At 41.9% G+C, this 15,203-nt stretch carries 13 protein-coding genes and 7 tRNA genes; 5 read left to right on the forward strand and 15 right to left on the reverse strand.

Annotated features, from left to right (window positions below):
• Window positions 1-2 precede the first annotated feature (2 nt).
• The 9 genes from AC0KVP_RS11830 to AC0KVP_RS11870 all read right to left on the reverse strand — a co-directional run bounded on the left by AC0KVP_RS11830 (window position 3) and on the right by AC0KVP_RS11870 (window position 1,927).
• Window positions 3-79 (reverse strand) — tRNA-Asp (locus AC0KVP_RS11830).
• Window positions 80-90: 11 nt separating this feature from the next.
• Window positions 91-166, reverse strand: a tRNA-Val gene (locus AC0KVP_RS11835).
• Between the two features lie 68 nt (window positions 167-234).
• Window positions 235-311: transfer RNA gene (locus AC0KVP_RS11840), tRNA-Asp, on the reverse strand.
• Between the two features lie 13 nt (window positions 312-324).
• Window positions 325-400 (reverse strand) — tRNA-Val (locus tag AC0KVP_RS11845).
• A 21-nt stretch (window positions 401-421) separates the two neighbouring features.
• A tRNA-Asp gene (locus AC0KVP_RS11850) sits at window positions 422-498 on the reverse strand.
• A gap of 49 nt (window positions 499-547) precedes the next feature.
• Window positions 548-624: transfer RNA gene (locus tag AC0KVP_RS11855), tRNA-Asp, on the reverse strand.
• A gap of 25 nt (window positions 625-649) precedes the next feature.
• Window positions 650-725, reverse strand: a tRNA-Val gene (locus AC0KVP_RS11860).
• Between the two features lie 306 nt (window positions 726-1,031).
• Complete coding sequence (gene elsL, locus AC0KVP_RS11865; RefSeq protein WP_473336853.1) at window positions 1,032-1,535, reverse strand: cell wall-recycling L,D-carboxypeptidase ElsL; 504 nt, start codon at window positions 1,533-1,535, stop codon at window positions 1,032-1,034.
• On the reverse strand, window positions 1,535-1,927 hold the full coding sequence (locus AC0KVP_RS11870; RefSeq protein ID WP_473336855.1) for a YbaN family protein: 393 nt from the start codon (window positions 1,925-1,927) through the stop codon (window positions 1,535-1,537). The genes elsL and AC0KVP_RS11870 overlap by 1 nt, the downstream gene beginning before the upstream one ends.
• Before the next feature lie 97 nt (window positions 1,928-2,024).
• Here AC0KVP_RS11870 and AC0KVP_RS11875 point away from each other — a divergent pair, with 97 nt between their 5' ends.
• The 3 genes from AC0KVP_RS11875 (at window position 2,025) to dapE (ending at window position 4,456) form a co-directional block, all read left to right on the forward strand.
• The gene (locus tag AC0KVP_RS11875) at window positions 2,025-2,903 is read left to right on the forward strand and encodes a DUF1853 family protein (protein WP_473336857.1); all 879 of its coding nucleotides are present in this window, start codon (window positions 2,025-2,027) and stop codon (window positions 2,901-2,903) included.
• 156 nt (window positions 2,904-3,059) lie between these two features.
• Window positions 3,060-3,206, forward strand: coding sequence for an entericidin A/B family lipoprotein (locus tag AC0KVP_RS11880; protein ID WP_126035781.1), 147 nt, complete (start codon window positions 3,060-3,062; stop codon window positions 3,204-3,206).
• 116 nt (window positions 3,207-3,322) lie between these two features.
• Entirely contained in the window at window positions 3,323-4,456 is a 1,134-nt protein-coding gene (gene dapE / locus AC0KVP_RS11885; protein ID WP_242760200.1) for a succinyl-diaminopimelate desuccinylase, read from the forward strand.
• A gap of 59 nt (window positions 4,457-4,515) precedes the next feature.
• Here dapE and AC0KVP_RS11890 read toward each other — a convergent pair whose 3' ends face one another.
• The 6 genes from AC0KVP_RS11890 to pilG all read right to left on the reverse strand — a co-directional run bounded on the left by AC0KVP_RS11890 (window position 4,516) and on the right by pilG (window position 13,093).
• Window positions 4,516-4,977 (reverse strand): hypothetical protein, encoded by a 462-nt coding sequence (locus AC0KVP_RS11890; protein WP_473336859.1) that lies wholly within the window; start codon window positions 4,975-4,977, stop codon window positions 4,516-4,518.
• 4 nt (window positions 4,978-4,981) lie between these two features.
• Window positions 4,982-9,484: a hybrid sensor histidine kinase/response regulator gene (locus tag AC0KVP_RS11895; protein WP_473336861.1), complete on the reverse strand. Its 4,503-nt coding sequence runs from the start codon at window positions 9,482-9,484 to the stop codon at window positions 4,982-4,984.
• A gap of 164 nt (window positions 9,485-9,648) precedes the next feature.
• Window positions 9,649-11,721 carry a methyl-accepting chemotaxis protein gene (locus tag AC0KVP_RS11900; RefSeq protein WP_473336864.1) on the reverse strand — a complete coding sequence of 691 codons (2,073 nt, stop codon included), beginning with the start codon at window positions 11,719-11,721 and terminating at the stop codon, window positions 9,649-9,651.
• A gap of 50 nt (window positions 11,722-11,771) precedes the next feature.
• A complete protein-coding gene (locus AC0KVP_RS11905; protein ID WP_004694490.1) occupies window positions 11,772-12,308 on the reverse strand; it encodes a chemotaxis protein CheW in 537 nt (178 codons plus the stop codon).
• Window positions 12,309-12,313: 5 nt separating this feature from the next.
• The gene (locus AC0KVP_RS11910) at window positions 12,314-12,682 is read right to left on the reverse strand and encodes a response regulator (protein WP_004694491.1); all 369 of its coding nucleotides are present in this window, start codon (window positions 12,680-12,682) and stop codon (window positions 12,314-12,316) included.
• A gap of 27 nt (window positions 12,683-12,709) precedes the next feature.
• The gene (gene pilG / locus AC0KVP_RS11915; RefSeq protein ID WP_004694493.1) at window positions 12,710-13,093 is read right to left on the reverse strand and encodes a twitching motility response regulator PilG; all 384 of its coding nucleotides are present in this window, start codon (window positions 13,091-13,093) and stop codon (window positions 12,710-12,712) included.
• Window positions 13,094-13,373: 280 nt separating this feature from the next.
• On the opposite strand from pilG, the gene AC0KVP_RS11920 reads away from it, so the two are divergent.
• Both AC0KVP_RS11920 and AC0KVP_RS11925 read left to right on the forward strand, forming a co-directional pair.
• Entirely contained in the window at window positions 13,374-14,012 is a 639-nt protein-coding gene (locus AC0KVP_RS11920; protein WP_473336866.1) for a hypothetical protein, read from the forward strand.
• Window positions 14,013-14,069: 57 nt separating this feature from the next.
• The gene (locus AC0KVP_RS11925) at window positions 14,070-15,197 is read left to right on the forward strand and encodes an efflux RND transporter periplasmic adaptor subunit (protein WP_473336868.1); all 1,128 of its coding nucleotides are present in this window, start codon (window positions 14,070-14,072) and stop codon (window positions 15,195-15,197) included.
• Window positions 15,198-15,203 lie beyond the last annotated feature (6 nt).

Here is a 15,203-nt window from a genome sequence, read left to right on the forward strand (position 1 = left end):
AATGGCGCAGCGGACGGGGCTCGAACCCGCGACCCCCGGCGTGACAGGCCGGTATTCTAACCAACTGAACTACCGCTGCGTCGTAAAATATGGTGGGCGCTGACGGGATCGAACCGCCGACATTCTGCTTGTAAGGCAGACGCTCTACCAACTGAGCTAAGCGCCCTGATTAAGATTGTCAGTCTTAGTTTTTAAACTTAAGCTCAGGAACTTAAATTTAATCGATTCTTTGAATGGCGCAGCGGACGGGGCTCGAACCCGCGACCCCCGGCGTGACAGGCCGGTATTCTAACCAACTGAACTACCGCTGCATCGCAAAAAATCTGGTGGGCGCTGACGGGATCGAACCGCCGACATTCTGCTTGTAAGGCAGACGCTCTACCAACTGAGCTAAGCGCCCTCATTAAGGATTTTGTATAAATGGCGCAGCGGACGGGGCTCGAACCCGCGACCCCCGGCGTGACAGGCCGGTATTCTAACCAACTGAACTACCGCTGCACTTACACAAAGTCACTAATGTGGTACAAACAATATTAAAAATCTTAAGTGGCGCAGCGGACGGGGCTCGAACCCGCGACCCCCGGCGTGACAGGCCGGTATTCTAACCAACTGAACTACCGCTGCACGTAAGATCTTTAACGTAAAGGCTTGGTGGGCGCTGACGGGATCGAACCGCCGACATTCTGCTTGTAAGGCAGACGCTCTACCAACTGAGCTAAGCGCCCTTAACGTCTTTATCGTTTGTGAGGTGCATTATAGAGAATCTTTACAGGCTGTCAAACGCTTTTCGGCTTGTTTTCACTTTTTTGCAATCGAGTGATTAAAAAATAGGTCAAATGGTATAAAAACAAGTATTTTCTGTATGTTATTTAACATATTTGCGAAAATTAAAATGATTGTTCGCTAAATTTCTTTTCCTCAAAATACAGATTTTCTATGATTAATCCCCTTCTTCTACTAAATATTCATATTTTAAATTACAGCGCTGAATACTCAATAAAATAAGCTTGCACATTTTTTAACAGCTATTTTTAGATTTCAAGTTTATGTTCGGAAATATAAACCAGTGCATTGCAATCAATTAGTTCAAATAACTCTATGACATCCGTATTACGCATACGAATACAGCCATGCGACATCGGCATCCCCATGGGTTCACTATCTGGTGTTCCATGAATATAGATATAACGTTGATAGGTATCGCAGCCTTCCCCGCGATTGAAGCCCTCTTCTAAACCACTCAGCCATAAAATCCGAGACAAAATCCAGTCTCGCTCAGGAAACTGCTTGGCTAAATCGGTATCGTATACTTCACCTGTAGGCTTTCGAGCAATAAAAACGGCATTTTGAGGTTGCTCAGCACCATGCTTCTCAGCAACCAGATGCCAACCTCGCGGCGTTTTACCACTATTTTCAACTTCGCCAATGCCATTTTTTCCTGACGAGATCAGATAAAATTTATTCTTTTTAGGCAGCGTTAAAGTCTGTTCAGCCAGATCAATCAAGACGTCTGCATCAGCAATTACATAAGACATCAGTTGTCCTCTATTTGTTTTTTATCTATTACCGTATTGGGTTCTGGGCGTAACCATAACCATATTGCGACAAGCAGCATGGTGATATTGGTAAATAATTTCACCAAAAATGGTGCATTGGTCAATAGCATGATCAGCCCACTGATCAACATCATGATACTGGCAAACCATTTCGCTTTACGTGGTACAGTGCCATTGGCACGCCATGCTCTTAACGTTGCGCCATATTTAGGATGGTTGAGTAACCAAGCATCCATTTGTGGCCAGCCCTTAGATGCAGCCCAAGCAGCTAAGATCAGAAAAACAGTGGTTGGCATACCCGGCAACAGTGCACCGATAAAGCCTAGGATGACAAAGATCACCACTAAACAACGCCAAAACAACGTTTTCATACCACTTTCCTGAGCACCGAATTGCGGTAGTATAAAGTGTTTTTTAATTTTATCCGTTGTCCTTCTGCATATTTAGCTTCTTTTTTAAGGCACTCACATGCATCTCATTTCACAGCATCAGTTGTTCGAACCTTGGCTCCAATTCAAACATCCATTGGTTCGCCAGTTGGCTTTTGCTGTAGCAAGTCCAAACATTTTGTCTGCGTTGCCACTAGAGCTCGATATACAACATGCTTTTCATTTTCATCCCTCACATATATGGCAACAGCACTTTAAAACCTATTTACCTCGCCTTAAACAGCTCGATCAAGACCCGAAAGAACTCGAAGACTTTATAGCTCAACTGAAAAGTACCCGCCTGGGTCTGCGCTTTGAAATGTTCATGTGGTTTTGGTTACTGGATCATCGCTATCATGCTTATGAATTATTGGGGCATAGTATTCAAATCATTGAGGGTGCACGGACTACCGGTGAGCTGGACTTTTTAATTAAAAATACCGAAACCAATCAAATTGAGCATTGGGAAGTCGCGCTGAAATATTATTTAGGTGAAACAGATCTAAGCTTAACCACATGGTATGGGTTGAATCGTACCGACACTTTAAATCGAAAATTAAAACACTTTACCCATAAACAGTTTCAATTCCAGCAAGCTTTAGACACAGACATTCAGACGCGCTTTGCCGTTTTAAAGGGGCAACTTTTTCTCCCTCTAATAAATGGTTTTACAGCAGTTGATGCTTTAAACCAATACGCCCTCCCCAATTGGCTCAACCCAGACCGCCGACTGGGCACTTGGGGTAACATCATTCCAACGACCGACTTGAATTACTATCGCCTACAACGTCAAGAGTGGATTTGCCCAAATGCAGAAATCAGCAGCCAAAATGCACATTGGTGGACAAATGGCCTGTACTTACAAAATCAAAACAATCAGTTTTATATGTACCGAAATCCAAATTTGATTTTAACTTGATTTTGCAGAAGTTACTTTATACAAAAATACATAACGCAACATACGCTTACTCATCTCCTGTAAAACGATGCTATTGTTTAAAGTGTTTATTTTTTAATCTTTAAAAACATCAGAACAAAATCATTTGATGACAATACCAAAATTTTGGAGAGTGAAATGAAGAAAATTATTGCTAGTTCATTAGTTATGCTTTTTGTTTTAGCCGGCTGTAATACCGTCAAAGGTATTGGTGAAGATGTCTCTTCAGCAGGTAATGCTGTATCAAATACCGCTGAAAAAACCCAAGATGAAATCCGCAAGTAGTCAATATTTGTGTCAAAACCTTATCCATTGATAAGGTTTTTTTATTGCTAAGTTTCGCATTCCAGAGATTAATCGCCTATTATAGTGCCGACTGTTTTATTGACTTTGAAATGCGCATGACCTCTTCTGCTACTCTCGATTTAAGCCTCCAACTTTTACGTCAGCCATCGGTTACCCCCGTGGACCACAACTGTCAAAATATTATGGCTGAACGCTTAGAAAAAATTGGTTTCAACATTGAATCTATGCGCTTTGATGATGTTGATAATCTATGGGCACGAAAAGGCACTGAAGCACCTGTATTCTGCTTTGCTGGTCATACCGATGTCGTTCCTACAGGTAATTTAGATGCTTGGAACTCAGACCCATTTGCCCCTGAAATTCGTGATGGCAAGCTTTATGGTCGTGGCAGTGCAGACATGAAAACTGCCTTGGCCGCAATGGTGGTTGCTTCTGAGCGCTTTGTTGCAAAACACCCAAATCATAAAGGCTCAATCGCGTTCCTCATCACCTCAGATGAAGAAGGCCCATCGATCAATGGCACGGTCAAAGTGATCGAAACACTCGAAGCCCGTAATGAAAAAATGAAGTGGTGTTTGGTGGGTGAACCTTCAAGTACCCATCAACTGGGTGATATTGTTAAAAATGGTCGTCGTGGTTCACTCAATGCAGTACTGACAGTTAAAGGAAAACAAGGTCACGTGGCTTATCCACATTTGGCTATTAACCCGATTCACATGGCGTCTAAAGCCGTTGCTGAACTTTGTGATACAGTTTGGGATCAAGGCAACGAATACTTCCCTGCGACGTCGTTCCAAGTGTCCAATATTCAAGCTGGTACAGGGGCAACCAATGTCGTCCCAGGTACCATGACCGTGACTTTCAATTTCCGTTATTCAACTGAATTGACCGCTGAAGAATTAAAAGCACGTGTTTTAGAAATTTTGGATCGTCATGGTTTAGTCTACGACATTAAATGGACACATTCAGGCTTGCCATTCCTGACGCCAGTGGGTGAGTTGGTGAATGCGGCTAAAAATGCTATTCGTAATGTGACTGGTGTAGAAACTGAGCTTTCAACCTCAGGCGGAACATCTGATGGTCGCTTTATTGCTCCTACAGGTGCTCAAGTACTTGAACTTGGTGTTCTCAATGCCAGCATCCATCAAATTGATGAGCATGTGAATGTGGCTGATCTTGAACCGCTTGCTGAAATTTACGAACAAATTTTAGAAGGCCTTTTGGCATAAGCGTACAAACCCATATAAAAAAGGAACTCAATTGAGTTCCTTTTTTATTGCATTCAAACTTAAGTAGAAAGACCTAAACTCGCCTGAATTTTATTTAAATTCGGTATGTGGTAAGTCTCACCCCCCATACGCACTAGCTGGAAAATGGTGGGATCATTCACAGGGCTTTCATCATCAACAATTTCAGAAATACGCAAACGAATTGACTTCGGCATTTCATTACACATCAAAGCAAAGCGCTGAGAAGCATCATCCCCCTCAATCACCAGCGCCACGCCTTCCGTTTGGTCGGGACGGTTGATGGCATAAACAGGCAGATGAAGATCATGCCATTCCACTGTTTTCACCTGTGTATCACTATCGAGCGCAGACAGAACAATATTTTGCGGCAAGAGCATGGCATTTTTTCCATGGCATTCAATGATATAAGCATCAATAAAACCCGTTGATACTGTAATCAGATATTGCAATTCTTGCTGACTGATTTGCTCACTCATATTCTTTGAAACATTTGCATTCATTTATTTACCCCTGCTTTTCAGCCAATAACTGCTGAATGTTGGCAAGTAATTCTGCCTCTTGGAATGGTTTGCCCATGTAGTGTGTCACGCCCAAGCTGAAAGCACGTTCACGGTGCTTTTCACCCGTACGCGATGTAATCATAATAATCGGCAAATTCTGGTGAATTTCGTGGTGACGAACCAAGTTCGTTACTTCGAAACCATCCATACGTGGCATTTCAATATCCAGCAACATCAAGTCTGGTTTAACGCTCTCCAGCTGCTCCATCGCATCGACACCGTCTTTTGCAGTTACAATATCAAAGCCTTGACGCTCTAATAAGCGCGATGTGACCTTACGTACCGTAACTGAGTCATCCACAATCATCACTAAACGACGCGTATCCTGATGGCGACCAAAGTCACGGTGATCAGCTGCATGCGTCACACGCTTGGTGCTTAAAATCTGACGTGCAATGTTCTGACCATCTAAAATCAAACACACATGGCCATCACCCAAAATCGTTGCACCCGCAATTGCACCAATGCTGGCAAACTGTTGTCCAACTGGCTTCACTACAATTTGCGCACGTGAACCAATCAGCTGATCGACTAATAATGCAATGGTTTGTCCACTGTTGCCTTTAATCAACAACACCGGCAATGAATGTCCAATATTACTCAAACGCGGAATCGGCTGATTGGATAAAAACTCAGATAAATAGCGCAGTTTATAACTCACACCATCAATTTTGAATTGGTCATCTTTGCTGTGGAAATAGTGATCCAATGCTGTTGGAGCAATACGCACAATACGATCAATCTGCGCCAATGGAATCGCATATTGTTGATCACCGGCTTTCACCATCAAGGCATCGCTCACCGCTACCGTAGTCGGTACGCGAATAATGAAGGTTGTGCCGAATCCAATTTCCGATTCAACCGTGACATGTCCACCCAGTGCTTTAATTTCACTTTGCACCACATCAAGACCGACACCACGTCCAGAAATTTGCGTCACTTCTTTGGCTGTACTGAAACCCGGATGGAAAATAAACTGTAAGATTTCCTGTTTATCTAGCACTTGATCGGCTTTAATTAAACCTAAATTTAGCGCTTTCGCTTTAATCGTACTTTCATCAATACCTTTACCATCATCTTTAAAGCTGACGATAACATCCGTACCTTGACGACTAATGTTTAGTTCAATTTGGCCTGTCGCTGATTTTTTCGCAGCACTACGTTGTTCCGCATCTTCAATACCGTGGTCGATTGCGTTACGTAGCATATGCTCAAACGGCGTAACCAAACGTTCAAGAATTGTACGATCCAACTCACCTTCAGTGTTATGGACGACCAGTTCCGTTGGACGGTTCAAGGTTGATGCGGTCTGACGCACAATACGCTGCAAACGAGGCAACATACGTGAAAACGGCACCAAACGTGTCCGCATTAAGCTTTCTTGAATCTCTGCTTGAATACGGGATTGTTGTAATAACAAACCTTCCGCATCACGAATTTTCTCAGCCAAAGTGCTCTTGAAGTCGACCAAATCCGAAGCTGATTCGGCTAAGGATTTAGACAATTGATTGAGCGATGAATATTGGTCCATTTCCAAGGGATCAAAGTCTGCGTAGCGCGAGTTTTCAGAACCGTGCTTCGCAATAATTTGACTCTCAAGCTCACCTTCCATTCGACGTAACTGATCCGCCAAACGCTTAATGGCAAGCTCCATCTCATTCAACGTATTGCCGAGTTGACCTAAGTCCATTTCAATACGTGAACGGTTAATCGCATTTTCACCTGACAGGTCGATCATTTTCTCAACCAAATCAGCTGAGATACGGATCATCTCGTTACCACCATCCAAGTGAGTCGTTTCTTTCCACTCACCCAGCATTGCTGGCGGCTCAGTACCATCACCCTGCACAAACTCAAAACTTGGTACCGCATTGAGTAAATCAATTTGAGTTACACGCGTCGGTAATTGCGCAATCACATCCACATAATCAATAGATGCTAAGCTGTTTTTCAGACCATCATAATTACTGAAATCACGTTTGAAGATGGCTTGTTTTAACCATTCAAATGCGGTTTGCAATAATGGGTCATACACGTTTGAACTGAAATTATGTACAGCAAATTGCTCAAATGTAGTTTCTAGCTCATAAGCAATCGCACCAACGGGTTCATTCTCCGCCATACGTGCGCCGCCTTTTAAGCTGTGCGCGGCACGTTGCAATTGTAGTAACACACTACGGTCACTACGTTGTTCAGTCCACTGTTTCAGTAAGCCATCCGTAGTCGCTAAAATTTCTTCAGCTTCTTCCAAGAAGGTTTCTTCTACTATTGATAAAAGACTAGCTGCTTCTTCAACAACGCTGATTGCTTCTTGTGCAACTGGTGGAGTATCTAGCTGTTCAACTACAGTAACGTCAGTGTTTTCAACTACACTCGACGCTTCAATCGTAGTTGCTGACTCAACAGCAGCTGTTTCTGTTTCAACTTCAATTATTCTATCTACATTAGATAAAGGTTCTTGAACTGGAGGCTGAGCCTCTTCAATTGCTGCAACAAACACCTCAACCAAAGGCTCAGATGCTGTAGTTGTAACAGCCGTACCCTCAACTAAGCTCTGAATGTTATGCAATACCTTAATGGTCGCTGTTGCTGGGTAATCAACCTTCTCCGTACGAATGACCTGAATTCGGTCTGCGACGTCATCCTGTACTAAGCGAATGATGCTGATCAACTGTGGCGTTGTGGCAATTTGCTGACGAATCACACGCTCATAAATAGACTCTAATTCGTGTGCAATCGAACCAATAAAAGGTGCAGAAATCATATTGGCACCACCTTTTAAGGTGTGCAAATAACGCATTAAATTATTGAGTGCCGCGGTATCATTGCCATTTTTAGACCAAGTATTGAGATCCTGATCCATCCCCATCAATAATTCTTCGGCTTCTTCCAAGAAGATATCGAGCAAATCATCATCAAAATCGGTATTGGCCGTATTCGATTGCTTGTACTGATGATCCGATGCAATTTGCTGCGAAATCTGCGCAAGATCAAGACTTGGTTGTAAAGTATTTCCAGAAACAATAGCCTCAGCAACAGGTTCAATTACCGTCGTCGAAGTCGATTCAACATCTTGCTGTACGAAGGCCATTAATTCATTCAGAACTTTATGCACTTCTTCAGTCAGAATGACACGCTGACCAGCTGCTAAAGTGTCAAATAAATGGATAAATTCTTGATGTGCCTGACCAAATAACTCATATGCATAGTCTACATTGAGTAATTCTGGCTTTTCCAGTAAGGCTTGATAACCAGCATATAACTCAGAAGTAAAGTCATGAATTCCTTGTGCAGCACGGTTATTGGTGAATTCCAGCAATTGTTTGGCTTGTTCACCTAAGTGCTGAATATAGTCTGGATATTCAACCTTAGCCCGCTGATCAAACTCAAACTCGGCATCAAGCAGCAGATCAATATTTAACTCGATCAGCTTCGAAACCATACCTTGTGGGTTCAGTTCATCGTCTACGTCTTCTATACTGAAACCATAGTTATCCCAAGCTGTAGTAAACGTGGCATAAATTACATCAAGCTGTTCGTTGGTACCACGCCCAAGCACATGTAAATAGTCACGTACAAATTCAGCATATTGGGTGAGTAAAGAGATTTCCTTCGAAGTAGAAACGATCTCTTCTTGAACCAAGGTTTTAAATAGATTTTCAACTTTTGAGCTGGCATTAAAGACATGCTCAATTTGCGCCATAGACGAACTACCGCGCAATGTATGTAAAGCACGGATTAAACCATTGTAATCTTGTACCTTGGTTTCATCTGCATTTAAGAACTGATCGATAGTCGCTAAATGGTCTTCCGCTTCTTCAATGAAGATCGCTAAAGTTTCTTCAAGGACATCATGCACTTGATCATCCTGTTCAGAAGCATCTGCAACTTGTAGCTCAGGTTCAGCAACTTCAATATCAATCAACTCTAATCCCGTCACGACATCATTACTATTTAGATGATTAGACAGTTGTAGCAACTCTTCTAGAGCAGGTTCTAAACTTTGATTTTGTTGTAATTGTTGTCCAATTAAAACCAATGGACGAAGATCAAGATCAATTTCCTGCACCGCTTTAAAAGTCGGATACAGTTTAAATTGATACAGTTTGAATACTGTTTTAGCAAATTTTTGAACCGTTGCTGTGAGCGGTACAACCCCTGAAATCACACGATTTAAGGTATCTTCAACTGCCCACGCTGTTTCACCTGCTGACTTTGCCCCCACCATACGACCAGAGCCTTTTAAGGTATGGAAGTGACGACGTATGCTCAACAAGGTTTCTTGATGTGTCGGTTCAGCGTACCACTTTTCAAATAATGGATCTAACTCAACGAAGATTTCTTCAATTTCTTCAACAAAAATTTCAAGAATTTCTGCATCTTGATCTAGATAACTATCTTCCGGAAGCGTTGTCGTTTCAACTAAATGTTTTAATATTTCTTTCATAGCTAAGGCTTCTTGCGTTGTCAGCTACCCAAAAAAGGTGCATAAACTTCATTATAACCATCATCCCAAACCAGTCTTTTTGCTCAAGCTAATTGAGTTGATGTGTATCCTGATTTGGTATGCCACTCAAGCGATGAGCAGCATACCCTCCCCAAAGCAAGTGCTTAATCAGGCAGTTTAAAGTCTGTTACAGACTCACGTAACGCTTCCGCCATGTTCGCAAGTTCAGAGACCGAACGTGCTGTATCGAAAGTCGCAGTGGTGGTTTGTGAGGTAATTTCTTGTACGACGTTCATCGTGGTTGCAATATGACCTGCAGATGCAGACTGTAGCTTTGCTGCATCCGAAATGTTTGCAATCAATTTCGCCAAATTACCCGATACGTTTTGAATCTCATCCAGTGCAACACCCGCATCCTTAGATAAGTTCGCACCGCGTACAACCTCAGACGTGGTTTGTTCCATCGAAATTACAGCTTCATTGGTATCGGTCTGAATGGTTTTTACCAGTGTTTCAATCTGTTTGGTTGCTGAAGCTGAACGCTCTGCAAGACGCTGTACTTCATCCGCAACCACGGCGAAACCACGACCTGCTTCACCTGCCATCGATGCTTGGATCGCTGCGTTTAAAGCCAAGATGTTCGTTTGGTCGGCAATATCGTTAATCAAGGCAACGATGTTACCAATCTCTTGCGAAGATTCACCCAAACGTTTAATACGTTTAGAGGTTTCTTGAATCTGCTCACGAATGATATCCATACCTTCAATTGAACGGTTTACAACGTTCGCGCCATTTGCAGCAATTTTTACTGAACGTTCTGCTACCACCGCTGATTCTTCAGCGTTTGAAGATACTTGGTCAATTGACATTGCCATTTCGTTAATCGCGGCAGATGCACCCGCAATTTCTTGCGCTTGGTGTTCAGATGCTTCGGCTAACTGGTTGGTAATCCCCTGCGTACTTGCCGTATATTGTGCAACCTCTTGAGAGGTTTCAGTAATACGCGAAACAAGGTCTCGTAATTGGTCAATTGCGAAGTTAATCGAATCGGCAATTGCACCCGTGAAGTCTTCAGATACCGTTGCATATGAACGCAAGTCACCATCTGCAAGATCGGCAATCTCATCCAGTAAACGTAAAATCGCGTTTTGGTTACGGTCATATTCATCTTGTAGACGAGATACACGTTTTTTATCAGATTCACCACGAAGTACGAGTAATTTAAATACGCAGAATAAGAAGGCAATCAGGGCTAGAATTAGACCTAAGGCAGGAATTGCAATCGCTAAACCTGTACCACCTGACAATTTATTCAAATTACTTAACAAAGTATCCGACTGTTCAAAAATCGATGATGATGCTTGGCGTACTTTAACGATTTGTGATGAGTTCTTTAAGACTGTTGCTGCTGCTGACTTCAGTACATCATCATATTCAGATTGAATACTGGTTAAAGAGTCACGCATTTCAGGGTCATTAATACGCTCTACACCTAAGTCCGCACTACCATTTAACTGTGCGTTTAGGTATGACGCGAAGGTTTCTGTATCTGAGCTAAAGTCATCCGCAGATTCACGCGAGTTGTCTGAACCGGTTAATACCGAACCAATTGAACGTAAAATACGTTCTGCGATGAATACTTGGTTTTTTGCAATTACGACTTGGTTGGCTGGCACATTTTGACGTGCCATTTGGTCAACCATTAAGTTGTATTCGGCCTGAATCCCCGGAATACTTTCACTAATCGCGATGTTTGTATCGTAAAGTTGGTTAATGATTTTTTGTTGTGATGCAATTAAATCAATATTTTCAGAAACTTTTTTCCACTGTGCATCTACCTCACGCAGTGCATCTGTGCTCGGGTGAATATCTTTTACTGTTTCTAAGTTTTCAGCAAAAGACTTTTGTGATTCTGTTAGTTTTTTAATGGCTTCAGGTGTACCTGATGCTGTTGCTTCAGTTGCCTGACGCGAAATCGTTTGTGATAAAAGACGTAAATCACCCAAGCTACGGGTGAATTCGTTATTTCGAGGTACGCTATAGAATAGGTACAACAGTAAGAAAATTGCCAGTACGATACAAAATGCCGCACCCAAAATTAATGGCTTGGACTTTTCACTATCACCAAATACACGTGAAAACTGTTCCGTCTGTGATTGAAGTTTTGCTACTAAAGCATTTCCACCTGAGCGGTTACTGCTTCCATCCGTATTTTTCTTTTTAAGTTTAAAGCCCATGCAGCTTCTCCCCGATTTACGCCCTTATAATTTCGCGCGCGACAATGATATTAATTTATAAATTTTATAGATGCGTTCATATACTTTGGATTGTCTAATAAGCGACTGAATAAGAAAACATGCCATTGTTGGTTGTGTTGGTGAAAATACCCTTGGCAATATTCTTTTAAATTCCGATCTAAATCTTCATGTTTAGAAAAGAAACTTTTCTTATTAAAGTGCTGAATCCCCAGAACCTGATCTACAACTAAACCGACATAGTGGTCATTGTGACTAATACAGAGTACTTTTTGAGTCGGTGAATACGCACTACGATGCCCTGATACATAGTGCGCTAAATCGGCAACAGAAAGTAAACGTCCTCGAATATTGGCCAAACCCACAACCCAAGGCTGAGTATTTGGCACTAAGGTATATTTCGGAGGATAAATTACCTCAGCAACTTCACCTAATGGCGCAACGAAATATTGCCCCATCATCTCAAAAGCAATGCCCGACCAGCGGTTTACCTCATTTTCGTTTGAAACGTAGTTTTTATTACCACGTTTAGCAAGTCGAAGTAATTCGATAAATCCATTTGCTGCCATAGAGCTTATCCTGCGTTCAGGTGTTGCTTAATCACATCAATCAGTTGGTTTTCATCAACAGGCTTAGTTAAATAATCACACGCACCTTGACGCTTACCCCATACACGATCCGTAGCCTGGTCTTTAGTACTGACGATCACTACGGGAATGTGTTTTGTTGTTGCGCCACGCGCAATTTGACGGGTTGCTTGGAAGCCATTAACGCCTGGCATCACCACATCCATCAACACAAGATCAGGAAGTTCAGCTTGAGCCATGGTTACACCATCGGCACCATTCGACGCTTCAATCACTTCAAAACCATGTTTCCCCAAAATTTCTTTAAAGCGGAATGTCTCTGTAGGTGAGTCATCCACAATTAAAATACGCGCCATAATTTTCCCCAATTACACTTATATTATTTATGCTGAAACGTGATTACGAATCGCATTTAATAATTCATCTTTACTAAACGGCTTTGTTAAATATTCATCTGAACCGACAACACGCCCTTTGGCTTGGTCAAATAGACCATCTTTGCTAGAGAGCATCACGACAGGAATATTTTGATAATTTTGTGAGTTTTTGATTAATGCACACGTTTGATAGCCATCAAGACGCGGCATCATAATGTCGACAAATACGATATCAGGATTGGCTTGAGCAATTTTTGACAATGCGTCAAAACCATCGACTGCAGTCACCACTTCACAACCTTCGCGTTGCAATAATGTTTCAGCTGTACGACGAATGGTTTTTGAATCATCAATGACCATTACTTTTAGATTCTGGAATTTATCGTCCATTTAATATGACCCTTCCCATTTTTAGAATGTTTGTAGAAACAGATTCGTAGACGCTTTACAAGTTACGTACACTTTTAACATATATTTACTTATATTTTCAACGAACAGTTTCCGCATAAAACCACACTTCATCTTCTTTTTAAGAACGGCTTCACACTTTCCCATACCCGTCGATTTTTTTTTGACTGATTATATTTTTTATTCCTAAATTTAGGACTAATATAGCACTATTTATTGCTTGTAAATAAGTAATTTAGTCAACTTTAAACTGGGGGTATCGATGCTTAGGGAGTTTAATCACAAACTTGCTTTGATCGTGAAAAAAAGGATGACTATGAAAGTCATTTTGCTGGCTTTGCTAAGTTTGCAGACCACCTCGATTATGGCCAATCCACCTAAAGCAGTCTGGTATCGATATTACGACAGTAAAGGCATCGCGAACGTCAGTAGCAGTGTCACGCCCAACCATATTCGTTATGGTTATGAAGCACTCGATAGCAACATGCAAGTGATTCAACGGGCACGCCCATACAATGCAGAAAAAGATGCGCAACATGCCCCACAACGTGCAGCAGCAGCCAAGCAGCGCGAGTCTGATCTTAAATTCAAACGCGCTTATACCAATAGCCAAGTAGCCACTCAAAAACGCAATACTGCCCTTTCTTATATCTTAAAGCAGATTCAATTCCAGCAAAATGAATTAAAACAATTACAGAATGACCGTATCGGGTTCTTACGCCAAGAAAAAGAGAACATGCGTAAAGGCAAAAGCAATCCGAAACTACTCCAAGATATGATTGATTACAATTCCAAAAATATTGTGATGAAAAAAGAGCAAATACAATCGTTACAAAGTCACTATCGTAATACCAAGGCTGAATACGACAGAATTATTGCTCGTTTAAAAACACTTGAATAATCTGCGTTTTATTTACAGTGTGCTGACTTTCGCCGCTAGACCAAAGGATTTGACTCAATGCAGGCTGCACTACGTATAAAAAACAAATTAAGCCGCCAAGTGCTCCCTATTTTTAAACTCAGTCCGCTATGTTTGTGCTTACTCCTCTCTGCCTGCCAAAAACAAGACGAGGCCACATCTCCTCCTTCGTCTACAGCTAAAATCGAGCTGATAGCACAAGACTTGATCCAGTTCCAAGAAGGACCTTCAATTCTACGTACAGCCTTTACTGGTAGTATTCGCGCCGTCAATCAAAGTTCCATTCAGGCTCAAGTGACAGCGACAGCCACCGCTGTCTCAGTTCAAGTTGGAGAAGCCGTTCAAAAAGGCCAAGTACTGGTTCGATTGAACAATCAAGATAATGCTGCGCGTCTTGCCCAAGCTCAAGCCAATCTTGCATCAACTCAAGCCCAAGCCAATCTTGCAAAAAGCATGGTTCAAAGAAAAAAACGTTTACTCGATCAGGGCTTTATTTCTAAAGTGGAATATGAACAAAGCCTTGTGGACTATCAAGCTCAATTAGAAAATGTTCGTACACAACAAGCCAATGTCGATATAGCCGAAAAGGCGGATCGCGATGGCACTATTTTAAGCCCAATTTCAGGGGTTATTATTCGACGTCAGGTAGAACCCGGACAAACGGTATCTGCAGGACAAACCCTTTTTGAAATCATTGACCCAAGTCATTTAGAAATACAGGCCAAAATTCCAAGTGATCTACAAGCCGCTTTAAGTTTGGGAGAAAAAATTGAATATCGTCTGCAAGGCAATCCCAAAAAACTGACAGCCAAGCTTACTCGTATTTCCCCGATTGCAGACCCCGCAAGCCGTCAAATTGAGTTTTTTGCTCAGCCAATTGAAAGTATTAATTCATTGAGTATCGGGACCTTTGTGGAGGGCGACATACTTGGTTCACAGTCCATCACAGGCCAAATTATCCCGCTTGATACCATTCAAGATATACAAAATTCGCCTTATGTTTGGGTGATTCGCCACAATAAAATTGAACGTGTTCATATAAAAGTATTGGAACAACGCTATAGCAACAACAGTGCTGTGGTACAGGGATTACAAACTGGCGACCGCATCAGTCGTATAAAGTTTAATGAAAAAGATTTGCATCAAATGGTGACAATCAATCCATAAAATAAG

It is taken from the genome of Acinetobacter sp. DL27 (assembly GCF_055810995.1).